Annotated in this window: 24 protein-coding genes; 7 read left to right on the top strand and 17 right to left on the bottom strand. The window is 47.6% G+C overall.

The features are described from left to right. Positions 1-9: 9 nt before the first annotated feature. From hflD to DFP83_RS03125, 3 genes are read right to left on the bottom strand one after another with little or no spacing between them, the layout of a single operon-like run. Positions 10-633 carry a high frequency lysogenization protein HflD gene (gene hflD, locus DFP83_RS03135; protein WP_110573085.1) on the bottom strand — a complete coding sequence of 208 codons (624 nt, stop codon included), beginning with the start codon at positions 631-633 and terminating at the stop codon, positions 10-12. Further along, a complete protein-coding gene (gene mnmA / locus DFP83_RS03130) occupies positions 630-1,760 on the bottom strand; it encodes a tRNA 2-thiouridine(34) synthase MnmA (protein ID WP_110573083.1) in 1,131 nt (376 codons plus the stop codon). Before mnmA ends, hflD begins: the two co-directional genes overlap by 4 nt. A 43-nt stretch (positions 1,761-1,803) precedes the next feature. Beyond that, positions 1,804-2,403, bottom strand: a complete 600-nt coding sequence (locus DFP83_RS03125; protein WP_110573081.1) for a pseudouridine synthase — start codon at positions 2,401-2,403, stop codon at positions 1,804-1,806. An 84-nt stretch (positions 2,404-2,487) separates the two neighbouring features. Between DFP83_RS03125 and DFP83_RS03120 the strand changes: the two genes are divergently transcribed. Continuing rightward, positions 2,488-3,279, top strand: coding sequence for a hypothetical protein (locus DFP83_RS03120; protein ID WP_126753141.1), 792 nt, complete (start codon positions 2,488-2,490; stop codon positions 3,277-3,279). Between the two features lie 10 nt (positions 3,280-3,289). Beyond that, positions 3,290-4,144, top strand: a complete 855-nt coding sequence (locus DFP83_RS03115; protein WP_110573078.1) for a glucosaminidase domain-containing protein — start codon at positions 3,290-3,292, stop codon at positions 4,142-4,144. On the opposite strand, the gene ttcA is transcribed toward DFP83_RS03115, so the two are convergent. From ttcA to DFP83_RS03060, 11 genes are all read right to left on the bottom strand, one after another. Next, positions 4,141-5,061 (bottom strand): tRNA 2-thiocytidine(32) synthetase TtcA, encoded by a 921-nt coding sequence (gene ttcA, locus DFP83_RS03110; protein ID WP_110573663.1) that lies wholly within the window; start codon positions 5,059-5,061, stop codon positions 4,141-4,143. The two genes, DFP83_RS03115 and ttcA, sit on opposite strands and share 4 nt — an antisense overlap. Positions 5,062-5,124: 63 nt before the next feature. After that, complete coding sequence (uspE, locus tag DFP83_RS03105) at positions 5,125-6,051, bottom strand: universal stress protein UspE (protein ID WP_110573075.1); 927 nt, start codon at positions 6,049-6,051, stop codon at positions 5,125-5,127. A 77-nt stretch (positions 6,052-6,128) separates the two neighbouring features. Then, positions 6,129-6,791 (bottom strand): sulfite exporter TauE/SafE family protein, encoded by a 663-nt coding sequence (locus DFP83_RS03100; protein ID WP_110573074.1) that lies wholly within the window; start codon positions 6,789-6,791, stop codon positions 6,129-6,131. Continuing rightward, complete coding sequence (gene ccoS, locus DFP83_RS03095) at positions 6,775-6,957, bottom strand: cbb3-type cytochrome oxidase assembly protein CcoS (protein WP_110573072.1); 183 nt, start codon at positions 6,955-6,957, stop codon at positions 6,775-6,777. Before ccoS ends, DFP83_RS03100 begins: the two co-directional genes overlap by 17 nt. Beyond that, positions 6,954-9,353 (bottom strand): heavy metal translocating P-type ATPase, encoded by a 2,400-nt coding sequence (locus DFP83_RS03090; RefSeq protein ID WP_110573070.1) that lies wholly within the window; start codon positions 9,351-9,353, stop codon positions 6,954-6,956. The genes ccoS and DFP83_RS03090 overlap by 4 nt, the downstream gene beginning before the upstream one ends. Further along, complete coding sequence (locus tag DFP83_RS03085) at positions 9,343-9,840, bottom strand: FixH family protein (protein ID WP_110573068.1); 498 nt, start codon at positions 9,838-9,840, stop codon at positions 9,343-9,345. The genes DFP83_RS03090 and DFP83_RS03085 overlap by 11 nt, the downstream gene beginning before the upstream one ends. A 58-nt stretch (positions 9,841-9,898) precedes the next feature. Next, complete coding sequence (ccoP, locus tag DFP83_RS03080) at positions 9,899-10,852, bottom strand: cytochrome-c oxidase, cbb3-type subunit III (RefSeq protein WP_110573066.1); 954 nt, start codon at positions 10,850-10,852, stop codon at positions 9,899-9,901. Further along, positions 10,845-11,051 carry a cbb3-type cytochrome oxidase subunit 3 gene (locus DFP83_RS03075; protein WP_110573064.1) on the bottom strand — a complete coding sequence of 69 codons (207 nt, stop codon included), beginning with the start codon at positions 11,049-11,051 and terminating at the stop codon, positions 10,845-10,847. The genes ccoP and DFP83_RS03075 overlap by 8 nt, the downstream gene beginning before the upstream one ends. Continuing rightward, entirely contained in the window at positions 11,048-11,671 is a 624-nt protein-coding gene (ccoO, locus tag DFP83_RS03070; protein ID WP_110573062.1) for a cytochrome-c oxidase, cbb3-type subunit II, read from the bottom strand. The genes DFP83_RS03075 and ccoO overlap by 4 nt, the downstream gene beginning before the upstream one ends. A gap of 11 nt (positions 11,672-11,682) precedes the next feature. Further along, on the bottom strand, positions 11,683-13,119 hold the full coding sequence (ccoN, locus tag DFP83_RS03065) for a cytochrome-c oxidase, cbb3-type subunit I (protein WP_110573060.1): 1,437 nt from the start codon (positions 13,117-13,119) through the stop codon (positions 11,683-11,685). A 153-nt stretch (positions 13,120-13,272) separates the two neighbouring features. Then, positions 13,273-14,913: a methyl-accepting chemotaxis protein gene (locus DFP83_RS03060; RefSeq protein ID WP_110573058.1), complete on the bottom strand. Its 1,641-nt coding sequence runs from the start codon at positions 14,911-14,913 to the stop codon at positions 13,273-13,275. A 139-nt stretch (positions 14,914-15,052) separates the two neighbouring features. Between DFP83_RS03060 and DFP83_RS03055 the strand changes: the two genes are divergently transcribed. Then, positions 15,053-15,562: a fasciclin domain-containing protein gene (locus DFP83_RS03055; protein WP_110573056.1), complete on the top strand. Its 510-nt coding sequence runs from the start codon at positions 15,053-15,055 to the stop codon at positions 15,560-15,562. Between the two features lie 96 nt (positions 15,563-15,658). Then, positions 15,659-16,174 (top strand): SRPBCC family protein, encoded by a 516-nt coding sequence (locus DFP83_RS03050; RefSeq protein WP_110573054.1) that lies wholly within the window; start codon positions 15,659-15,661, stop codon positions 16,172-16,174. Here DFP83_RS03050 and DFP83_RS03045 read toward each other — a convergent pair. Together DFP83_RS03045 and DFP83_RS03040 are read right to left on the bottom strand one after the other, a co-directional pair. After that, positions 16,145-19,237 carry an efflux RND transporter permease subunit gene (locus DFP83_RS03045; protein WP_110573052.1) on the bottom strand — a complete coding sequence of 1,031 codons (3,093 nt, stop codon included), beginning with the start codon at positions 19,235-19,237 and terminating at the stop codon, positions 16,145-16,147. The two genes, DFP83_RS03050 and DFP83_RS03045, sit on opposite strands and share 30 nt — an antisense overlap. Then, positions 19,230-20,303, bottom strand: coding sequence for an efflux RND transporter periplasmic adaptor subunit (locus DFP83_RS03040; RefSeq protein WP_110573049.1), 1,074 nt, complete (start codon positions 20,301-20,303; stop codon positions 19,230-19,232). Before DFP83_RS03040 ends, DFP83_RS03045 begins: the two co-directional genes overlap by 8 nt. An 89-nt stretch (positions 20,304-20,392) precedes the next feature. Here DFP83_RS03040 and DFP83_RS03035 point away from each other — a divergent pair, with 89 nt between their 5' ends. After that, complete coding sequence (locus DFP83_RS03035; RefSeq protein WP_006955752.1) at positions 20,393-20,584, top strand: zinc ribbon domain-containing protein; 192 nt, start codon at positions 20,393-20,395, stop codon at positions 20,582-20,584. Between the two features lie 2 nt (positions 20,585-20,586). Here the strand turns inward: DFP83_RS03035 and DFP83_RS03030 are convergent, their stop codons facing one another. Then, positions 20,587-21,150: an FMN-dependent NADH-azoreductase gene (locus DFP83_RS03030; protein WP_110573047.1), complete on the bottom strand. Its 564-nt coding sequence runs from the start codon at positions 21,148-21,150 to the stop codon at positions 20,587-20,589. A 100-nt stretch (positions 21,151-21,250) separates the two neighbouring features. Here DFP83_RS03030 and DFP83_RS03025 point away from each other — a divergent pair, with 100 nt between their 5' ends. Then, positions 21,251-22,165 carry a LysR family transcriptional regulator gene (locus DFP83_RS03025; protein WP_110573045.1) on the top strand — a complete coding sequence of 305 codons (915 nt, stop codon included), beginning with the start codon at positions 21,251-21,253 and terminating at the stop codon, positions 22,163-22,165. A 527-nt stretch (positions 22,166-22,692) separates the two neighbouring features. Beyond that, a complete protein-coding gene (locus DFP83_RS03020; protein WP_110573043.1) occupies positions 22,693-24,606 on the top strand; it encodes an AAA family ATPase in 1,914 nt (637 codons plus the stop codon). Positions 24,607-24,697 lie beyond the last annotated feature (91 nt).

The following is a 24,697-nucleotide window of genomic DNA, read 5'->3' as shown; positions in this document are numbered from 1 at the left end:
CAGTTTAAGTTATGCACTCACGCTGAGTAGTTCGTTTACGGCCGCTAGCATACGCTTGCGTCCCAATAAAAACTGACGTCGCTTACCACCGACTTGTTGCCAAAGTACCGCACTGCGAACACCCGATAAAAGTAGGGCGCGGATCAAGTGTTGATTGGTTTCTTGCTGCAATACCTGGGGGCTACCGTTGACTTTGATAGGCTGACCTAAAGGACTGATGACTTCACGATAAATCGAAGCTAAGCTTGCTGTCACTTGGTGCTTATCAAAACCAAACTCATAATATTGCCGACCTACTTGGTGCAATCGCTCGGCAAGTAAATTTAGTGATTTAGGTTGGCTGAGTAAGCGTCTTGATAAGTGCACCATACCCACCATATAACGTGTAATCTCGAGGTCTCGCTGCGCGTTATTGCGAAACTGTTGAGCGAGTAAGATGAGACCAGGACGAACACCATCGACGCCGCCATACACGGCTTCAGTCGATTCAGGCTCTAGATTCAGCACGCTGTTGAGTAATGTCTCGACCACTGCCTCATGGTGCACGCGCCCAGTGCGCGCGGCCTGTTGCACGGCGATAGCCGCTTGCGCCATACCTGCTAGAGCAACAACCCGTTGTTGCCAATCATTCATAGACGCACCTCAAAATCGGTGATGCGTTGCTCAATAATACCTCCGCCCAAACAGACCTCATCGAGGTAAAATACGGCGGATTGACCGGGTGTTACCGCAGCGACCGGTTCATCAAACATCACCTCAATGCGACCCTCGTCGGCAGGCACTAATTGACATGGAATGTCGGCTTGACGATAACGGGTTTTGACCACGCATCGTAGCGGCTCTGTAATTTCTTCGCGGTTTACCCAATGTAATTGACTGGCGACCAGTCCTTTGGCAAACAGGCGAGGGTGGTTCTTGCCCTGAGCTACGACCAATACATTACGTTCAACATCTTTGTCGACGACGTACCATGGGTCATCGGCAGCATCGGCTAAACCACCGATGTGCAATCCCTTACGTTGACCGATGGTATGATACATCAGGCCTTCGTGCTCACCGAGTGCTTCACCGTCAACACTTTCTATGGTACCTGGTTGTGCCGGGAGGTATTGTTGTAGGAAATCCTTAAATTTGCGTTCACCGATAAAACAGATACCCGTCGAATCTTTTTTGTCGGCAGTGACTAAACCTTGTTCCTCAGCAATACGGCGTACTTCGGGCTTTTCAAGCTCGCCTACCGGAAACAGGGTTTGCGCTACATGCTCATGACTCAAGGTGTAGAGAAAATAGCTTTGATCTTTATTGTTGTCTAAGCCGCGTAATAATTGCCACTTACCGTCATCAAAGGCACGTCGGACGTAATGTCCTGTGGCGATATAGTCTGCATCAAGTGCCTCGGCTGCAAACTCAAGGAACGCTTTAAATTTAATTTCCTTGTTACACATAATATCAGGGTTAGGGGTGCGACCCGCTTTGTATTCGTCCAGGAAGTGCTCAAATACATTGTCCCAATACTCTGCGGCAAAATTTACGGTGTGTAGTTCAATGCCAAGTTTCTCGCACACCGCCTCAGCATCGGCAAGATCATCTGCTGCTGCGCAGTACTCGTCGTCGTCATCTTCCTCCCAGTTTTTCATAAACAAACCTTCAACTTGATAACCTTGTTGAAGTAGGAGGTAGGCCGATACCGAAGAGTCGACACCGCCAGACATACCGACGATGACTTTGGTTTCGCTGGGGTTTTTCTTGGACTCAGTCATGATTCATTGTCTCTATTACTACACGGAACGCTGGTGGCGTAGTTTACCATACCGGAGGCTCTTCGCGCCATTCTCCCGGTTGTAAGCCGGCTAACTTAAAAGGACCAATTTGCGCCCGCACTAAACGCAGGGTAGGTAGCCCTACATGCGCCGTCATACGGCGGACTTGGCGGTTCTTACCCTCACTGATGGATAGGCTTATCCATGAGTCGGGTACTGTCTTGCGTTCACGTACGGGTGGATTGCGAGGCCAAAGACCCGCGGGCGCGTCTATCGCAAATACTTGCGCTGGTTTGGTCATTCCATCATTGAGTTCACAGCCGTTACGTAACGCTGCGAGTTGCGCTTCATCGGGAATGCCCTCAACCTGCACCCAATAGGTTTTAGCGACCTTATACTTGGGATTTGCCAGTCGCGCCTGATAAACACCGTCATTGGTGAGTAACATTAAACCTTCACTATCTTTGTCGAGGCGGCCAGCAGGGTACACATTGGTGTGTGGCACATAATCTTTTAGTGTCACATCGTCCGGTTCGCCTGAAAATTGGCTCAGCACCCCATAGGGTTTATTGAGGAGCACCAGTTTGGGATTTACGGGACGTGGACGCCGCGGACTGCGCTTGCGTCGGTGTTGAGTTGGCATAAATTTCCTCAGCTACAAAATCGATGGTAAAATCGATGAATGGAATCAATTATATCAAATGTTTAGAACTTAATGGGGTCGAAATTGCAGCAAAATGAACCAAAAGAGCAAATGATTGTAGGCGGCGATCTCGCCGAGGCTTTAAAGGGAAATTACCGAGTTCACGTGGTTCAGTGGGTAAAAGACGCGTTTGCGATCACTGGCCGCCACTTTTGGCCGTTAGTCACTGCAATGATCAGCTTTCTAGCGCTCATTTTAATCATAGTCACGGTGATTCAGGTGCTGATGCCGATGTCAGTTCTTTCATCGCCAGAGGCGATTAATCAAATGACTCCGTTGCAAAGTCTCGGCTTGGCGCTATTTAGTACTGCTATCGCAGCACCTTTATTTGGCGGCATCATATTGATGGGGATACGCCACAGTATCGATATACCCACCAAAGGTATTCATATATTCAAAGGCTTTGAGTCGGTCACCGCGCTCGTAGCTACTGGTGTCATGACGACACTTATTTCACAGTTATTTGTTTGGTTGGCCGCAAGTATTTCACCGCTTGTGGGCTATGTTGTGACTTTATATACATCGGCCATTTTCTGCTTAGCCATTCCGTTAGTGGTTGAGCGTCGTCTATCGCCGTTAAACGCAATCTATTACTCAATTCGTATTACCCATTATCAGCTACCATTTTTTATTGGTCTGACGTTTGTTTTTTACATGTGTTTCATTATAGGTCTTGTTACCTATGGCCTATTACTTTTTGTCCTGATTCCTTATTTAGTGAATCTACTCGGTTTGGTTTATCGTCAAGTCATCGGTGTGAGTGTGCATTTGCAACCACCGTCGCAATCTACACGTTCTGATGACTGGACGGCATAAAGGAGCTCGAATGCGAAAAAAACTATTCATCATTTTCTTTATTTTGGTGTGCATCGCCGCGTTGTTGTTACCGTTTTTCAGTAAGTATGAGAAACCGGCAAGCGAGAAGGATATTGCGAGCCATGGTTTACCGCCAATACCGACATTGGCGCCTCGAACTGAAATACCTAATTTTGATAAATTTAACGACGTCCGAGAGAAAAAGAAGGAGTTTTTTCGCTACTTATTGCCGGTGATTGAGGCAGAAAACCTACGTATTCTGCACGAGAGACAGCAACTATTGGCTATCGAGAGTGCATTCAGTCGTGGCTTTGAGAACGAGCAAGACAAAAAACAACTTGCTCGCCTGGTCGACTACTACGAAGTCGACCCAACGCTTGATAGCGCTGAGCAGTTTGAGCTGCTCAAACGTCGAGTGGATATCATTCCAACGATGATGGTTCTTGTACAGGCGGCGAATGAGTCGGCATGGGGTATGTCCCGGTTTGCGCAAGAAGGACTCAACCTATTTGGTCAGTGGTGTTATCGCGAAGGCTGTGGATTAGTGCCTGAACAGCGACCTGAAGGAATGAACCATGAGGTCGCTAAGTTTGACCATGTGGCGCAGTCAGTCCGCAGTTACATGCGTAATATTAATACTCATGACCCGTACTTGGAATTACGCCAAATTCGCCAGGTGATGCGACAACGCGATGAGCAAGTGCGTGCGATACCATTGCTGAGTGGCTTACACAGTTACTCAGAGCGCGGGCAAGATTATATTGATGAGTTAAAGGCAATGATTCGAGTTAATCGACCCATTGTTGATGCCATTATTGAACAAGAAGATGCGGCGACTTCGGAAGCCGCCGCTGCATCAAATTAGGCTATTTGTGTAATCTGGATAGCTGAGGTGCTTTGTTCTTCAGTGTCTTCAGGCACAAACGACTGATTAAAAGAGGGCGCATCGAACGCGGTGTCGCCTTCTTCTGTTTCCACTCCGGTTGCCTTGACCGCATCAAAGTTAAACAATTCATTATCAACCAAATGTGATGGCGTGACACTTTGCATCGCAGTAAATATGCTCTCAATTCGACCCGGGAATTGTCGATCCCATTGATTCAGCATTGTTTTAATGTTTTTACGCTGGAGATTTTCCTGCGAGCCACATAAGTTACAGGGAATGATAGGAAATGCCATCGCCTCAGAATAACGCGCTATATCTTTTTCTCGGCAGAACGCTAACGGGCGAATGACGACATGCTCACCATTATCACTGACTAACTTCGGCGGCATCGATTTTAGCTTACCGCCATAAAACATATTTAAGAACATTGTCTCGATCATGTCATCACGGTGATGGCCCAATGCAATCTTAGTAGCACCAAGACGTTTAGCTGTCTTGTACAAAATTCCACGGCGCAAACGAGAGCAAAGCGAGCAGGTTGTTTTCCCCTCTGGGATCTTATCTTTTACGATACTGTACGTGTCTTCCTCGACAATTTCGTAATCCACGCCTAATTGCTCAAGATACTGAGGTAGCACGTGCTCCGGAAATCCCGGTTGTTTTTGATCGAGGTTGACCGCAATAATATCAAAGTGAATGGGTGCGACACGTTTTAGATACATGAGTGTATCGAGGAGGGTATAGCTGTCTTTTCCGCCCGACAGGCAGACCATGATCTTATCATTGTGCTCAATCATCGAGAACTGCTGAATAGCCTTTCCGGTCTCTCTGCGGATGCGCTTTTGCAGTTTGTTAAAGCCGTACTGTTTCTTCGCCTCAGTGCGCTCCGTTTGCATACCCATGTGTGCCTATATTAGTGTCGCCAAAAATAGGGCGCGATTATAGCGAACACCCTTGTATTATGCCACTGGCGATTTAAAGTCTAGCGGCTTGATAGCCAATATATCGCAGTTGAGCCTTTCTAATACGTGCTCGGCAGTATTGCCTAATAATGCAGCAGAAAAGCCGGTACGACCTTTTGTGCCCAAAACCACCAGTTCGGCATCCAGCCGTTTAGCCAGATCGGGGATTACTTGTTCTGGTAACCCTTGCTCAACGTGTTGTTGCGTAGTGGGAATGTGGTGTTTACGGGCAAAGTTGGCCATCGCATTCTTGTGATGACGCGCCAGTTCATCGCTATACTGAGTAACATCAAACTCTGGAATTTCTACCGCGACATTAATCGGTGCTGTCGGATAGGCGTTTACCAAGTGGAGACTGGCATTTAATACCTCGGTTATTGCTTGAGCTGTATCAACAACACGATCATTCAGATCTTTATGTTCCTGCTCTTCGGAGCCACTATGGACCGCTGCGAGCACTTGACCATGTTGTGGCCACGCGTGTTCTTTAACCAGAAGCACGGGACATGGTGCTTTGCGCAATAGGTGCCAGTCGGTAGGGGTGAACAACAGGTTTTGAAAGCTTGGCTGAACCTGAGTCGCTTTCACGAGCAAATCTGCTTCCAGTTTTTGAATTTGTTCAATAATGGCTTCAAATGGACGGTTGTGCCATACCACAGTAATGTCAATTTCAACGCCATCGGTGTCGAAGCCCTCGAGCAGGTCAGCGACCCACGCACGACGGTCACCAATTAAATTAGTCCGCATCGTATCGCGCTCTTCGCGCGATAACATCGTCGTCATCTCGTAGGAGAAATCGTAGATTGAGAGAAATAAACTGAGCTTTGCTTGTGTTAAGCGTGCAATATGCAACGATCGGTTGATCGCTTTATGTGCTTCATCCGCAGGATCGACAACAACGAGAATCCGTTTAAACCGTTCCATGTTTTTTCCCATCCGCAAAACCAATGACTGATAACACCAATTTAGCGCAATAACGAATGCTGTACCAGTGTTCGCGGTTATCCTTGGATAAGCGGTTTGATAACGATCAATAGTGACCACAACCCATAGAGCAGCATCATGATGCCTAACGCAACACGAACGCCTTGGGCGCGAAACAATTGAGCCACATGCTGGCTCAGCAACCCAAGTCCTACCATCGCTGGAAACGTGCCGAGTGCAAATAATGCCATGTAGCCTGCGCCTGTTGCAGCACTCCCCGAAACAGCAGCGTAACTTAACGCGCTGTATACCAAGCCGCAGGGCAACCATCCCCAAAACATACCGGCCAAATACGCGGGTAAAAGGCCTTGCTGTCCACGCAATCGCACCGCAAGCGGTTGTAGTCTCCGCCACAACGGACGACCTAAGGTTTCGAGTTTGACCAGTATTGGCCACCAGCCCGTAAGGTAGAGACCGAGCAGGATCATCATCGCTGCCGCAAAAATTCGCAGTGCTGGTGTTGTATAAGGTGTATCGGGTGCCAGTAATGCGATGGCACCGCCCATGATAGCGCCGAGTAGGGCGTATGAGGTGAGTCGACCAAGGTTATAAACCAGCACGGTGAGTCGGTTCTGGTTAACCCCCATAGCGGCGGCAAGACCACCACACATGGCGAGACAATGCCCCGCGCCGGCAAGGCCCATAATGATAGGCGTTAGCCAATTAATTTGATCGGTCATCAGTTTTTTTCGGTGCTTCTTTTTCGTCGTCGTCATCCATCAGGATATTCATCCCTTGGCGTTCAATATCCTCAAACTGATTAGAACGCACCGCCCAAAAGAAAATAACGACCGCTAAAATAACGAATAGGATGGCGACCGGGATTAATGCGTATATAACACTCATAAGCGATACAACCTTAATGAATTAGCTACGACGACTAACGAACTTAACGACATCCCCAATGCAGCGGCCCACGGGGCGACCAGACCTAAGGCTGCAACAGGCAGAATAGTCAGGTTATAGCCGGCAGCCCAAATAAAGTTCTGGCGCATAATAATCCGCGTTTTACGCGCCGTCGAAATAACGTCCAACACACGTGTTAACTGGTCGTTCAGCAATACCACATCGGCGGCCGTTTGCGCCATATCCGATGCATGAGCAAACGTCATCGACAAGTCGGCTTGCGCGAGTACAGGACTGTCATTGATACCATCGCCGATCATCCAGACAGTGCGCTGCTGGCGTTGCAATGCATTAATCGTATCGACTTTATCAGCCGGAGATTGTTCGCTCAGAACTTCGTCAATCGCAAGTGATTGAGCGAGTTTTTCGGCACGCGCATGACTATCACCCGTAAGCATGATCGTACGAATACCTTGTTGTTTTAACGCAGAAACAACCGCGTGGCTATCCTCACGCACTTGATCATCAACCTGAAACTCTGCCAACACAGCTTGACGCGAGGCTAGAATTACATTGCTCTGTGGCTTAGCGTTAAATTCTGGATGCCACGCTTGAATGAATTCCTCACGCCCGAGTCGATATGCTTGACCGTTAATGACAGCGTCAATGCCTTGCCCTGTGTGGTTTGTTAACTCATCAGGTTGCACTGGACGATCACTTAGATGCGCAAGTGCAGCGGCAATAGGGTGCTCAGAGCGCTGCTCTATTGCACTCACAAGCGCGTTGATTGTCTCAACATCACTGTAATCTTCACGCGAGATCAGTTTGAATTGACCATAGGTAAGTGTGCCTGTCTTATCAAATACAACAGTATCAAGGTGTTTTACACTCTCGAGTAATTGGGCACCTTTAACCAGCACATTCATACGGTTGAGTCGGTGCACCGCACCTGTAATCGAGGTCGGTGCAGCAAGCGATAGTGCACATGGGCAGGTAGCCACCAAAACAGCAAGCGTCACCCATAAGGCATGGTCAGGGTCGATCCAAGACCACACAAAGAAAGTCACTGCAGCAATCACCAGTAACGTCATCACAAAATACTGCGCGATGTGATCGATGGCTTTTTGTACCTTCGGCTTATCGGCGAGTGCTGCATCCTGCATCGCCACGATACTAGCTAACACGGTTTGTTGAGCCGTCGCGGTAATCTTAATACGTAAAGTAACATTTTGGTTGACCGAGCCTGCGACAATGCCGTCGCCGGTTGCTTTAGTGACCGGGCGGCTTTCACCGGTTAATAGACTTTCGTCCACTGCGGCTTTATCGCTCAGTAGGACGCCATCTGCTGGAATCGTCTCACCCGGCTTCACAACGATAATATCGTTGACCTTAAGCTGCTTAGCCGAGATATCTTCTAAACCGCCTTGATACTCGCGGTGCGCTAAATTCGGAATGTAGGTTAGACGGTTAGTCGAAAACTTAAGGGCTTTTTCTTTTGCTAATAGTTCTAAAAAGCGTCCTGTTAGTAGGAAAAAGGTAAACATTGAGATTGATTCGAAATACACTTCGCCTCGACCTATTATAACCGCGTAAAGGCTCGCTAAATAGGCGCCAATCAAGGCGATGGTAACCGGTACATCCATATTAACACGACCGGCTTGTATGCTTTTTAACGCACTCTTATAAAAAGGCTGCGCGCTATAGAGTATGACAGGCGTTGCAAAGACAAAACTGACAACCCAAAGGTATTGTTGTGTCGTCGGATCAAGATCCGATACCACACCAAAGTACAGTGCAAATGCAATCATCATCACTTGCATGGTCGCTAACCCAGCGACGCCGAGCCGTTGGATAAACCCTTTACGGCGCGCGTTTATGTTTGCTTCAATTTGGTTCTGCTGGAAAGGAAGTGCCTGATAGCCAATACGCGCCAGTCGTGTGATGATTTCACTGAGTTTGATTTGTGCGCTGTCCCATTCAATGTGGAGGCGTTGGTTACTCACATTGACGACAGATTTGATCACACCGGGGGTCTTTGCTAGTTCACGCTCAATCAGCCAGGCACAGGCGCCACAGGTAATATTATTGACTGTCAGCGTGGTCTGTTTAGCCTGATTATCTAAGCTTCGCACAAAATCGGACTGGACGTCGGGATTGTCATAGACATCCAGTTCTTTAAGCTGTTCGGGAAGTAGGGGTGTTTGTTGCGGTTTATCAAGATCGCGGTGCTTATAATAAGCGGTTAATCCATGTTCAATAATGGTTTCGGCGACCGCCTGACAACCAGCGCAACAAACGGCTTGCGATTCATCTTGATAAACAACCGACAACTCAATCCCATGAGGTATCGGCTGCAAACAATGAAAACAAACGCCGTCTTCAACTTCAGACGCCATAGAGGTTGGGCTCCAACAACGTGGCTTTCGTTAATGGGAAGTAAAACTGTTCACTGACTTTCCAGTCGGCATTGTGTGGTGTCACCGTCACAGTATATTTGCCGTTCATATCGGCAGGGATGTTGGTGCGATAGACACCATCAGCGCCTACGGTTACTTGGCGTTGAAAGTCTTTATCCGCTTGCGTGGCGTGAACAAATTTCACAGTTAATGCAGTCAGTTCTTTAGGTTGACCCGATGCGTATTGAAGGGTGAATTTTCCCTCTTGTGCTGTCAGGTTAAACGAAATACCTAACTGCTTCGCCTTTTCGACGTGCTCGATAACCGCGTTAATGGTTTTGCCGCGTTTATAATAATCGTCGACAACCATTGAGAAGCCACCTTGCGATGCTGACAGGTAAATAATCGTCGCGCACACGCACATCACCGTGACGGGTAGGGCGATTAGAAACCAAGGCCAAAACTGCTTATACCAGGGTTTCTCCATAGTATTGATCCTCTTTTACAAAAAACCCCGCCGTAGCGGGGCTTTACATCAGATTTACTTACTCGTCGTTAGATAAGCTGTAAATGTACGCTGAGACTACGTGTATTTTATCCTCTCCGAGGATATCTTTCCATGCTGGCATGACACCATTACGACCGTAGTGCAGGGTCTCTTCAATCGCAGCAATCGAACCACCATATAACCATACATTGTCGGTTAAGTTAGGTGCACCCAGTTGCTGGTTGCCTTTGCCATTTGGACCATGGCAGGCTGAACACACTGCGAAGTTTTTCTTACCGGCCGCGACAAGCTCAGGGTCACGCTCACGTCCACTCAGGCTCGCCACATAGTTAGCCAACTCGGTGATTTCTTGGTCACTGAACTGGTCACTCCATGCTGGCATGTTGCCTTGGCGACCGTTTAACAACGTGGTCTTGATGTCGTGTGGTGTTCCACCATACAGCCAATCATTGTCGGTTAGGTTAGGGAAGCCAGGACCACCCATCGCGTTTGAGCCATGACACTGTGAACAGTTTTGTAGGAACAAACGTTGACCGACCTCCAATGCATCCTCGTTTTTAATTAACTCAGGGATTGGCGTTTGTGCATACGCTTCAAAAATAGGGCCAAACTCTTCTTCTGCATCACGCACCTCACGGTCGTATTGCACAATCGAGCCTTCGCTATTTGAGGCGTCCATCGCTGCACGAGACTCTGCCAATGACTGAACGTCTTGGTTTGAGCTTTTCCAGCCGAGTAAGCCGTCGAATTTACCCAAACCTGGATATAATGCTAGGTAGACAAAACCCCAAGCAAAACACGCCCAGAATAGGTAAGTCCACCACTTAGGTAGTGGGTTATTGACCTCAACGATGCCATCGAATTCATGGTCCATCTCCTGGCCTTCATCGACGTCCGTATAGTTTTTCATGTTCCAACGTAGTAACCATATCAGGGCGAACAGTAACCCCAACGTCAGAACTATGATCCATGCACTCCAGAAGTTACTCATCTTTCTTGGACTCCGGTTTCTCGCTTTTCTCGTTAGATGAGTTGTCTAATTCACCTTCGTCAAAAATTGAATTAGCGGCCTCATCAAATTGTTTATTGGCGCGGCGGCTCAAATACACCCAAAGTACGATGGCAATAAAAATTACCAAAATCACAATGGAGAATAGTCCCCGCCAAGTGCCGTAATCTCCGTAACTCATTCTTGATCCGCGCGTTGAAGAGCGGTTCCGAGCGACTGAAGATAAGCAATAAGCGCTTGCATTTCGGTCTTACCTTGCACGGCTTCTTTAGCGCCGGCGATATCTTCATCCGTATAAGGAACGCCCAATGTACGAAGCGCTTCCATTTTCTTGGCTGTGTAAGCACCGTCGAGGGTGTTTTCAGCGAGCCAAGGGAATGCAGGCATGTTTGACTCAGGTACTACGTTACGAGGGTTCATTAAGTGAACATAGTGCCAGTCATCACTATAACGACCACCTACACGCGCTAAATCAGGTCCAGTACGTTTTGAGCCCCACAGGAACGGGTGATCCCAAACGCTTTCGCCCGCCAAAGAATAGTGACCGTAACGCTCTGTTTCAGCTCGGAACGGACGGATCATTTGGCTATGGCAGTTTGAACAACCTTCGCGCATGTAAATGTCACGACCTTCTAACTGAAGCGCAGTGTAAGGCTTTAACCCTTTAACTGGCTCCTGAACTTGGCTTTGGAACAACAGTGGGGTGATCTCAACGAGACCACCGATCGACACTGCGATAATCATTAAAACAGACAACCAGCCAAGGTTTTTTTCTACAAATTCATGTTTTACACGACTCATTGTTATCTCCCTTAGGCTGTTTGTACGATGTTACCTGCGGCTGTCTCACGACGACCCGCACGGATAGTTTGATAACAGTTGTAAGCCATCAACAACATACCTGTAATAATGAACACACCACCGATAAAGCGGCCTGTCCAGAACGGGTATGAAGCTTGAACACTTTCAACAAAGCTATAAGTGAGCGTGCCATCCGCGTTGGTCGCGCGCCACATCAAACCTTGCATCACACCTGAGATCCACATTGAGACGATGTAGAACACAACACCGATGGTGTGCAACCAGAAGTGCACGTTAACCAATTTGATGCTGTGAATTTGTTTTTGGTTAAACAAACGCGGTACTAAGAAGTACATAGAGCCGATAGTAATCATCGCAACCCAACCTAATGCACCCGAGTGAACGTGACCGATTGTCCAGTCAGTGTAGTGCGATAGGGCATTTACAGATTTGATTGCCATCATAGGACCTTCGAAGGTCGACATGCCGTAGAACGACAGAGACACAATCAAGAAACGCAAGATAGGGTCGGTACGTAACTTATGCCATGCGCCTGATAAGGTCATGATACCGTTAATCATGCCGCCCCAAGAAGGTACGAACAAGATAACAGACATCACCATACCAACAGACTGAGTCCAGTCCGGTAGCGCAGTGTAATGAAGGTGGTGAGGACCCGCCCAGATATACAGCGAAATAAGTGCCCAGAAGTGGACGACTGATAAACGGTATGAGTAGACAGGGCGCTCAGCTTGTTTTGGTACGAAGTAATACATCATACCTAAGAAGCCCGCGGTCAATAGGAAGCCTACCGCGTTGTGGCCGTACCACCACTGAATCATCGCATCAACTGCACCTGAGTAGATAGAGTACGACTTGATGAAGTTGACAGGGATAGCCATGCTGTTAACGATGTGCAACATCGCGATAACAACGATAAAGCCGCCGTAGAACCAGTTCGCAACGTAAATATGCGAGGTTTTACGAATCGCCAAGGTGCCGAAGAATACGATTGCGTAAGCAATCCAAACGACAGCAATCAAGATATCGATAGGCCACTCGAGCTCAGCATATTCCTTTGTAGTGCTCAAGCCCATAGGCAAGGTGATCACAGCCGCGACAATAACGGCTTGCCAGCCCCAGAACGTAAACGCTGCTAAGCGGTCCGAGAACAGCGATGTTTTACATGTTTTTTGAACAACGTAGTACGAGGTGGCAAATAATGCGCTGGTACCAAAAGCAAAGATAACGGCATTGGTGTGAAGTGGACGGAGACGCGAGTAGGTGAGCCAAGGCGTATTAAAGTTTAGCTCAGGCCACACAAGTTGTGCAGCGATAAGCACGCCCAAGCCCATTCCGACGATACCCCAAATAATGGTCATGACAGTAAACTGCCGAACGACCTTCATATTATATTCGATCGGTTGGTTTTGAAGTGTTTCACTCATCTTGATATTCCGCGGTGATTGAGTTCAGGAAAAAGACGACTTTTACCCGCTTCCTTATAAAAGTCAGCTCCCTTGTAAAAGTGCCCATAGTTTACACCGTACGGCTCTAAACGTACAGAGGGCATCTTAACAATATCCCCATAAACTAAAAGGCTATTTCACCCGAAAACGTCTTATCATTTGACTCAAATCAACGCTGTTCTTAATGAGTGAATCGGACACTTGTTTTACCTGCTCAGATGCATCTTTGGTATCGTAAGTGAGCGAGCTAATTGAGGTGATGTTTTCACTAATGTCTTGCGTCACACGACTTTGTTCGTCCGTTGCTGAGGCAATTTGTACATTCATCCCTGAAATATGTGCAACAGCTTCTTGGATTTGGCTAATCGCTTGTTCAGCTTCAATCGTCTCACTCCGTGTTTGCTCAGAGCCGGACTCAGCTTCTCGTATAATATTCGTTACATCGGTAATCGAACGTTGAATGTTGTCAACAATGTTGCCGATTTCATCGGTCGACTTCTGCGTTTTGGTCGCCAGTTGTCTCACTTCATCGGCGACTACCGCAAAACCACGCCCCGCCTCACCAGCGCGAGCCGCTTCAATCGCTGCGTTCAACGCAAGCAAATTAGTTTGCTCAGCAATAGTAATAATAACGTTTAAAATCGCACCGATTTGTTTTGAGCCCTCAGTAAGCGTCTTGGCGTGTTGGTTGGCTTGATTCAATCGCTGTGTAAGCGCATCAATGTTTTGCACAGCGCTGCGCACGGTGGCCGCTGAACGACCTGATTGCTCGTCAGCCACGTTAGCGGATTCTGCCGCTTCGCGCGCGTGTTGCGCCACTTCTCCGGCAGAGGAGGTCAACTCGTTAACCGCTGTCGCGACCGCTTCAGTTTGTTGGTTCAAACGTGCGGTTTGTGACGAGCTACTCTCGCACAACGTCGCTAACTGTTCTGCTGCTTGTTGCTCTGAGTCCGCAGATTCTTGCACGTTAACAACCAACTGCTGGATTTTATGAACAAATGTATTAAATGACTCGGCTACCTGAGTGAGCTCATCGTTCCCCTCGGTTTTAAGCCGTTTAGTGAGATCGCCATCACCTTCAGAGATGTTTTCCATCGCTTGATTGATGGTCTTGAGTGGTCGAACGATGCTTCGAATAATCAACAAAAAGAGAATAAGTAATGGCACAGATAGAAATACAGCTAAAAGTACCAACTTGAAGAACTGCGACCATAACAGGTCAGCTATATTATCAACGTACTGACCGGTGCCTAAAATCAGCCCCCATGGCTCGAACACGTATACACGACTGATTTTGTCGACTAAGTTATTTTGATCAGCGCCTTTTTGCCAAATATACTCAACGGTGGCGCGATCCTTCGTTTTTACACCATTGACCATTGCCTGAAACAAACGCTTACCCTTGGGGTCTTCGTAGCTCAGCACATTAGTACCAACCAGTTGCTTGGCGAACGGGTGCTGAACCATATTTCCGTTTCGGTCGATAGTGAATATGTATTCTTGACCCTCGTACCGAACCTCATCCAAACGAGCAAATGCTTGCTGCTTTGCCTCTGCCTCTGAGAGTGCTCCTTGCTTCTGTAAATCGTGATAGTAACTCATGACACTGGCTGCAGAATCCAACACTGCATCTAGTTTATTTTTTTCTTCATCGATGAATACGCCCCGCATAATGAACATCATGAAAGCAACCATCAGTGCCGTGCCTATTGCCGCAATACCAAGTAGGGCAATAAGCCGCTTTGCGATCGAGTATCGATTGAGTATAGCCATTTAGTACTCCAAAACTTCCTGTTTTATCGTTGTTAACTCTTTATCGGCAGCATTACAAAATATTTACATAACCATAGTTAATCGAAATCAAAATAATAGTCGTATTACACGATGCCCTAATTATTCGAGGAGGCATAGTATGTTTCGTAAATTTTTATTTGCAGTTGTAGGTGGTGTACTCGCGTTTTCATCAACCCAAGCCTTAGCCGATCATCATGGTGGTAAGAAAGAGATGAAAGGTGAGTGGGATATAGTGCAAATCGCGTCTAAAGATCCACAGTTTTCAACCTTAGTGACAGCCATTAAAGAGGCTGGCTTGGTTGGTACATTGAAAGGTGACGGTCCATTTACCGTTTTCGCGCCAACCAATGATGCATTTGAAGAACTTCCTGAAGGCGCGTTAGAAGAGTTGCTAAAAGATAAAGAGAAGTTACGTGCTGTACTCACTTATCACGTAGTACCTGGCAATATCATGAGCGCAGACATCAAAGGCAAAACCACTGATGTTGAAACTGTTGAAGGTTCAACCATTGCTGTCGACGCAACCAGTGGTGTCATGATTAATGATGCCATGGTGATCAAAGCGGATATCAAAGCCAAAAATGGCGTGATCCACGTAATTGACGCCGTGTTGATGCCTGGTCAATAAGTCATAGTGTAACCCCCAAAAAGCGGCAATGGTATTGCCGCTTTTTTTATGTCCGCTATGCTATGCTCGTTTAATTAAAATAATAACGAGATAACTATGCGAAAAACCACACACTTATGCCTCTTAATGAGCGCGTTATGCTTATCACCTTTTGCTTCGGCAGAGGTCGTATCAAGCGACAGTACGGGCTTTCATATCAAACAAACGCATCGCTACGACGACAGCGCGACAAATGCATATCGAGTATTTGTCGATGACATTGATAGTTGGTGGCCTGTTGATCACACTTGGTTTGGTGCCGACGGCACGTTAACAATTGACCCAGTCGCCGGTGGCTGTTTTTGCGAGATAGCGGGGGATAGACAAGCACAACATATGACCGTTTCCTATGTCGATCCCGGCCATGTACTTCGTCTCACTGGAGGCTTAGGTCCGCTGCAAGGATTGGGGTTAAACGGTACGATGACGTTGACCTTCAGCGATAGTGAGTTAACGCTGGAGTATATCGTTAGTGGATACCCCAGCGTTGATCTTACCCAACTTGCGCCGGTTGTAGACAAGGTCTTGTCGCTACAAATGACCTCATTTACTCAGTCTACTACGCAAGAATAAAGCGGTTAGCGCAGGTAACGTGAGTACGGTCACAATCGCGGCACCCATTAAGCCAAACATCACGATGGTACCGACGCCACGATAAAGCTCGGTGCCTTCACCCGGAATAAAGACCAAGGGCGCAATGCCGCACAATGTTGTGACCGTCGTAATCGCGATAGGGCGAATACGGCTTTTTAATGCACCGCTCAGCGCGTCTTGAACCGAGCAGTTTTGCTGCTTCTTCAAGAACAGCGTGCGCTCGACAACGAGTATCGGGTTATTGATCACGGTACCCATCAAAATCAGAAAGCCCAACATTGTAATCATGTCGAAGGGTTGCTGAAATAAGCCAATTCCATTAAGCAGGGCTAATCCCGCGATACCTGCACTTATCCCCATGGGGATGGTTGTCATGATGAGCAACGGGTGACCCCAGTGTGCAAAAATCGCAACCATCAGCAAATAAACAATCGCCACGGCCAGCAGATAGTTTTCCATTAACGCAGACTGGGTTTCGGCGAGCTGATCGGCCGCTCCAGACAGCTGCGTGGTAATATCGTTGGGTATCTCGCCTTGTGAGCGCAAATAACCAATCACATCCTCGCGGACTTGCTGCACACCTTGCTCTAACGCAACCGATTCAGGTGGAATAATATTTAAAGTAACAGTTCGACGGCTATCGACTCGTCGCACTGTACTGGTATCCACCGTCTCTACGATATCGGCAACTGAAGATAAAAATACCGGGCGGCCATCACGTTGGATGACAGGCAAGCTATCCAGATCCGATGGCTTCACTGCAGTGGCTTGGTCACTGAACAAATACATATCAATTTTGTCATCGCCTCTGAAGAATTCTCCCACAAAGGCGCCGTCCGAGAGGGAAGCCACAGCACTGCCAAGCACCTCAGCACTAATATCCAACTCGCTTAACCTATCCCAGTCAGGCTGCACTTCAATCAGTGGCTGCGCCAACGTTAGAGCGTTCGGGTTGGTCTGAATACGTGGCTGTTCAAACACTTCTTGGCTGCGTTGATAAATAGCGCGCGCTGCAGCGTAAAGAGGCGCTAGTTCGTTGCCTGAGACATCCACGTTAATACTGCGTGTACCGCCATCATTACTGCTGATAATCGAACCTTTCGCAGCAAATGCGCGCATACCTGGATAACGCTCATAGACTTCAGTGATACGCGCCATGAGCTCATCGATACGATCGGGATCACGAGTTTCTGCAATAATACGCATATTAGTAGGCTGCACGCTGTAGGAGATCGCCTTAAGCGCTGGAATAGTGAGCCCGCTTTCCGTTACCTCGGCATTCTCCGTCACCAGTGCGGGATCAAAAATCGCGCGTATTTCGGCGGCAATCGCCGACATGGTAGATAAGTTATAGCCTGGCGGTGCGGACATAGTGGCAAAGGTTTTAGCTTCTTCGCCCTCCGGCAAGTATTCAGCAGGCGGCATGAGCCACCACCAGATACCCACAACAGCAGCAGCCGTGACACCCACCGTGGCAATACTTCTGCCGCGCCGTTTGTAGAGCTTTTCGGCACGTGAAGTAATGGCATCAGCCCAATCCATATTTTGCTTTTTAAGCGGTGGGGGGAACTGAGCTGCTAAAAGAGGAACCAGTGTCACAGAGAGGATCATCGACGCGACAATTGCCGATGAAATCGCAATTGCGACATCAGAATATAGTTGTCCGGCTTCTTGTTGAATAAATAGAATAGGTAAAAACACCAAAACCGTTGTCAGCGTTGAGGTCAATACGGCTGTCCACACTTGCTTGACACCATCTATCGCGGCTTGCATGGGCTTTTTATTTTGCCGCCGCTCATGCTCAATGCTCTCAAGTACCACGATCGCATTATCAAGCGTCATACCTAGCGCAAATGCGATGCCCGCAAGTGAGATAACGTTAATCGTACGATCGAGTAGTAGCAGACCAATAAAGCCAGCGAGTGTACAAATCGGAATACCGATCACCGCCATCATAGTGCCACGGAAGGTTCGCATGAACGCGTACATGACTAGTGTGGCGAACACCGCACCGATAAAAAGGTTCACTAATACATTCGAAATGGACTGTTCGACATAACGCACATCATCGGAATTTAAAATAATCTCCATGCCCGCAGGGCGCAATAACTCTTCGTTAATACGCTCCACTTCATCAAGCATGGCATACTTAATATCGATAACATTACTGCCACTTTCGCGCTGCACCTGGAGACTCAGCACCTGATTATCTTTAAACCAAGACTCGCTGCGCAGTTCAAAATGGGAGAGGGTAATAGACGCAACATCGCTCAAGCGCACGAGTTGCTGACCGTCACGCCGTATAATCGTGTCACCAATATCTTCAAGTGCATCAAAGCGACCCGTGGTGCGCAGTAAGTAAAGTCGCTTACCTTGCTCAAGATCGCCGGCAGAGGTGTCTTGATTCCGTGCGCGCAATACGCGCTGAACATCAGCGACCGAGACGTTGTGTTGAACCAGCGCGGCATCATCAAGCTGGATTCTTACTTGTCGCTCAGCACCTCCGCTCACCTCAACTTGAGAGACTCCAGCAACCGATGACATGCGCGGTCTGACGTTATCCTCAATGTAATCTCGCATCATTATCATGTCGAGTTGTTGAGGATTTCCCTCAATAGGCGCCACTCGAAAGTACATAAATGCATTACTTGAAAAAGACGCAGCAAAGATTTTAGGTTCATCCACATTTTCTGGATAATTAGGCACTTGAGTTAACGCATTGTTAACTAGTATTAATGTTTCCGCAACGTCAACCGAGTACGGAAAGTCCAGTTCGATGGTCGCTTGTCCCGTATTTGCAGTGCTTTCCATGCGTTGTAAGTTCGGAATCGTTCTTAAAAATTCTTCCTGCTCAATGAGTATCTCTTTTTCAATATCCTGCGGTGTAGCGCCTGGCCACTGCGTCTGAACGCTGATGGTTCTGACTTCTAGATCGGGGATCATCTGAATAGGAATGCGAAACGCAGCGGTGATACCAAGTAGGCAAAGGATCAGAACTGCGACTATGGTGGTGTGTTTATGTCGAATCAGCCACTCAATCATACTGTTCTCCTGACACCACAGTCACCTCATCACCATCACGTAGCGTCTCGTTACCTCGAACGATCACTTGCGCAGTTTCAGGAAAGGTTTCTTTAATGGCGATAAAGTCGCCAAAGCGGTGCGTCACATTAACAAACCGCTGCTTAGCCAGAGATTTATCACCTTCAGTCTCAACCAACCAAATCGAAGTTCGACCATCGCTATAGCGTATGAGCGCATCCTTATTTACTACGGTACTTGGCTCTGAAAGCTGGACTTCGAATTGAACATCAACAGGCATACCTACATAAAGTGTGTCGCTGGGCAATTCGTTGATACGAACCCGAAATGCGCGCTCGCTATTGGTCGTTGTCGGTACAATGTCTGAAATTGTCGCATCATATTGCTGTATATCACCGGAAAGATCTTTGCGGATGACCGATACCTCAGTCGTTTTATCAACATAGGGCAGGTAACGGAAGGGTAAAAAGGCATCGATGTACAGCTTATCCAAGCGGGTCAACTCAAAAGCAGCGGTGCCAGGCGTTACCCATTCACCTAAATCAACGTAGCGTGCCGACACGACACCATCAAACGGTGCCTTGAGTGAGTGGAATGCCAATTCAACCTCTGCACGCTGCAAAGCCGCTTTACGGCTTTCTAGTTCTGCGCGTGCCGTGTTAAGCGCCGCACGCGCGCGTCTGAGCTCACTTTTTGCCACAGATTGACTCTCAGTAAGTGCGTTCAGTTCATCAAACTGTTGTTGTTGATCATCCAATGTCGCTTGGCTTGCGCGCACTTGTGCGCTCAACTCAGTCAACTGTGCTTCGCTTTGTTGCTTGTCGAGTTCAGCGATGGTTTCACCCTGAGCCACTTTAGCGCCCACATCAACGTTGTGCGCTTTAAATAGACCTTCGACGGCAAAGCTCAGTTGGCTTTGCTCGAGTGTATTGACCACCGAAGGTACACGAACTTCTTTTATCGGTGCACGAAAGTGAGCCTTATCAACGGTAACTTGCGTATCTTGTGCTACAGTCAATGAAGGCGTCACCAGAAGTGATGCCAGTAATAAAGTGTAGGATTTCATGACAGCCTGCGTTGGTTACTTAGTTGACTTGTATACGAGAAAAATAACGCAGTTGGATTCAATTATCGGCGAGAAATAGAGGCGTAGCGATGAGCTTAGCGGATGCACGGACATTTGAGTGCCCATATTGTATGGCGATTAATGAGCTAGAGCTGGATTGGCTAAATGACTTGGGTACGCGACAAATTGTCGACTGCCAGATTTGCTGTCAGCCGATAGAATTAGAGATCTTACAAATAGGAGACGACGCGCAACTGATTGCGCGCCGCGATGACGAATGAGCTTATAACTGTTCGATTTGCTCTGCCGCGTTTTTAAAGCCTTGCTCGCGTGCTTCATCACCCATGTTCATGCCTTCGGCACGAACGACCTCGACTTCCGTGATGCCAATAAAGGCGAGGGCATGTTTTAGGTAACTCTCTTGGTGATCAAGTGCTGTGAGATCACCCGTTGAATACACACCGCCGCGACCTGAGGCAATAATCGCTTTTTTACCTGTTAGCAAACCTTCAGGGCCTTGCTCTGTGTAACGGAAAGTCACACCGGCTTGTAAAACACGGTCAATCCATGCTTTCAACTGAGATGGAATGGTAAAGTTGTACATCGGTGCACCAATCACGAGTACATCAGCGTTTTGTAACTGGCTTACGTACTTGTCGAAATGCGGTTTTTCTTCTGCCAACAACTCTTCTGCTGTTAAATGATCAACAGGATTTTGAATAAGATCGACATGCGTGACTTGTGCGCTCTCATTATTGGCTTTTAGCTGTGCTACAACATCCGCACTCAGCTTACGGCTGACTGACTGATCAACGAAAATACCTGAATCTACGTGCAAAATATTCATAAACCACCTCCAATTATTTGATACTGCTATTGTAGGGTGTTCCATAAAATTAAAAAGATGTCTAAAATGAGAACTGACGTTCCATAATTGGTACACCGTAATGGCACTTCCGGATATTACTAACTATTATTTATTTGCCAAAGTGGTTGAGGCTGGCAGTATTTCGTCTGCGGCTCGGGCGTTAAGCTTGCCAAAAGCCACCGTGAGCAGACGATTACAACAGCTCGAAACAGAGCAGGGCATGCGTTTGTTTAATCGGTCTCAATCGGGTATTCGGCTTACCGATGTGGGAGAAGCATTTTTATTGCATTGCCAACAATTGGTGGAAGCCGCAGAAAGTGCACAGCAAGTTACACAGCGTTTATTAGAAAAGCCACGCGGGCGTGTCAATTTCAGCGCACCTTATGCATTAAGCCAAAGTTTACTTGTGGATGTATTGCCAGAATTTATGACACTGTATCCAGAAATAAACATTAATTTAGTCGTGACTAATCGCCCGATTAATTTAATTGATGAAGGCATCGATGTTGCGTTGCGCGTGCGTCCAAATATTGAGGATTCTAGTTTAATTGCACGACCGTTAAGCGAGTCGCCATTGACACTATTCGCAGCGCCAGAATTAATAAAGCGCCACCCAATACAATCGCCCAATGATTTATTAACCCTAAACCATTTGTCATTACATTATACCAGTGGCCAATACCGTTACTTATTAACGCATGACAGTGGCGAGCAACAAACAATTAAGTTTGAGCCACGCTTAATTACTGACGATATGATTGTACTGCGTGAGTCAGCCATCCAGGCACAAGGTGTGACAGCACTCCCAAATTACTTATGTAAGGATGCAGTACAGAACCACCAGTTAGTGCAAGTGTTACCAGACTGGAAGCTACCGGTCGGTATTATGCATCTCACGTATCCGCACCGACGGGGTTTGCTACCAGCCGTACGCGTGTTGATAGATTATCTCACCGAAAACTTACCCAAACGCGCCGAGTTATTTAACGACTGACAGACAAACAGGGGGAAGCGCTTACGTAAAAATGTGAGCACTTCACCTTGTCCTTGTCTTGATATACTAATGATTTAACATAATATACATTATACGCAATCAATAATATGGTAGTTTAGGGTGGTCGATACGCGGATTTACGCGCTTGGCCCTTGCCGTGCTCGGTTTAAGGAATGAGATTCTAAAATGCGCCTGTTCATACAGGCGCTTCTACGTGAAATTTTGTCCAGCTTTGGGTGTTATGTATCGCAGATTTTGCATACGAGCTTGGACAGTAAGCTTGGGTTTTTGAATGCTATATAAGGGTATCTTGGAAACCCTACCGATTCTTCTAGTGGGCCCTCTGAGCTTTTATTTCGCATGGAGTTACAAACCAAAGTAACCCACAGCTCCTTTGAATTACAGCGATAGCAAAGCGCGATTAGCTAACAGCTAAAGCCAACCTGTGCTAACATCGGTCGATTAATTTCATCTAAGATTGATGTGGTCACAACTAAGCTGACCATAGGATAAGGAACTCGATTTATATGCAGCTGAGCGCTTCGCAACTAACACCCCAAACCCAAGCATGGTTATCGCTAAGACCTAAAGAGTGCGATTCACAGTTACTCGTGGGTCAACAACGTGCACTCAATGGTTTAGCCGCCTCACTGCGCCAAACAGGCGCTTATGGCCACTGTTTTGCGATCGTCCCACGCGGCTTTAATCATAAAGAAGTGTTTGATGAGTGTTTTGCGACAATGACTTGGCAACATAGTCGTTGGTTCGATTGGCTCTATTTGGCCGACCCAGATGATGGGCTACGTCCATTATGCGTTAATGTGCCATCGGGTAACGCGTTCGCGGTGATTGGCGCGTTGCAACACATCCTGCAACAGCCGCTCGACCAGCGCGATGAACTGGTTGAAGAGCTCGTCAGTACGTTTGATACGCGTGCTTTGCGCGACTATGTTCAGCGCGTAAAACAGAAGACCTTTGATGACTTCGCATCCGACCAGTTCGCCACTGTCATCGTTGGGCACGAGCACCCTGCTCCTTTTTATTATTGTGATCGGGTATCAGAAGCGCAGTTATTTGGACAAATGGGCGCGCAATCCATTGGTGGCACCGTGCGTTCCGATTTACATCTACTCGAGCCGGGTTGGTTACTCAAGGCGAATGGTGGTGTATTGGCGATTGATATTGATGCGTTGCTTGAGCAACCAACAATGTATAAGCGTTTAAAGGAAGTCCTAAAAAGCGGTTATTTTGAGTGGCCACAACCGACGATGGAAGCTGGAGCGGCTTATTTTTACCGTCCAGAGCCGGTACCTATCGATATAAAAATCATCTTGGTCGGAAGCCGGAGCAGCTATGCAACGCTGACCGATTATGATGACGATTTCAGTGACCTATTTCCATTTGTCGCCGACTTTCAGTCGCGTTACGACACTAATCAGCACCCTATCACTGACTATTTTAAGTTTCTACATTACGTCTGGGACAACGCGGATGTTTTACCGCTGACTGAAGATGCTTACGCTGCGGTATTAACCGAAGTATCCCGCTGGGCCGAGCATCAGCATGAGCTCAGTTTAGATGCGATCGCCCTCCTTCAACTACTTAAACAAGCGAATGCTGTTGCTTCTCACGACGAAAAAACTCAGATTGACGGCGATAGTGTGCGCAATGCAATCAAACAACAGCGTGAACGCGGTGGCTATATTGAAGAAGTCAGTCGACGCAGTATTCTTAATAACGAAGTACGCATCGATACTGCCGGCGAAGTTGTCGGTCAGGTGAATGGCTTGACGGTCGTGAGTGTCGCCGGCGTTGAGTTCGGTGAACCCTCGCGGATTACCGCGACCATCCATTATGGTGACGGCGATATCATCGATATCGAGCGTAAGTCAGAGCTTTCGGGCAACATTCACACAAAGGGTGTGATGATCTTAAGCGCTTATCTGGCACACCACTTCGCGCGTCATGAGCCCATGTCAGTTTCGGCAACCGTTGTCTTTGAGCAGTCTTACCACGAGGTCGACGGCGATAGCGCCTCGCTGGGCGAGCTGTGTTGTCTTATCAGTGCCCTCGCTGATGTTCCGTTCAAGCAGTCGGTCGCACTGACTGGGGCGATTGACCAGTTTGGTCAAGTGCAAGCCATAGGCGGAGTAAACGAGAAGATCGAAGGCTTTTTTGATTTATGTGCACTACGAGGCCTCGATGGCAGTCATCAAGTATTAATTCCTGAGTCTAACCAAAAGCAGTTAGTGCTGCGTCCTGATATCGTCGAAGCGGTTGAACGAGGCTTGTTTCATATCCATACCGTTGATCATGTCGACGAAGCGTTGTCATATTTATGTGATATGCCTGTGAAAGACTTATACAAACAGGTAAAACTCAACGCGCATAATGAACAAGAATCGGACAATCGAACCTGGTGGCAACGCTGGTTCGGTTGATTCAAAGCGCGGACTTCCACTAATCGGAGTTGTTTAGCGTACAGCTGTACGCTAAACTGCAACTTGATTTCAGTGGTATACAACAAAAAAG

Source organism: Idiomarina fontislapidosi (assembly GCF_003226255.1).
GTDB classification, from domain to species: Bacteria; Pseudomonadota; Gammaproteobacteria; order Enterobacterales; family Alteromonadaceae; genus Idiomarina; species Idiomarina fontislapidosi.
Note: the sequence above shows the minus strand (reverse complement) of the source record. Positions and strands in the feature narration are given on the sequence as shown.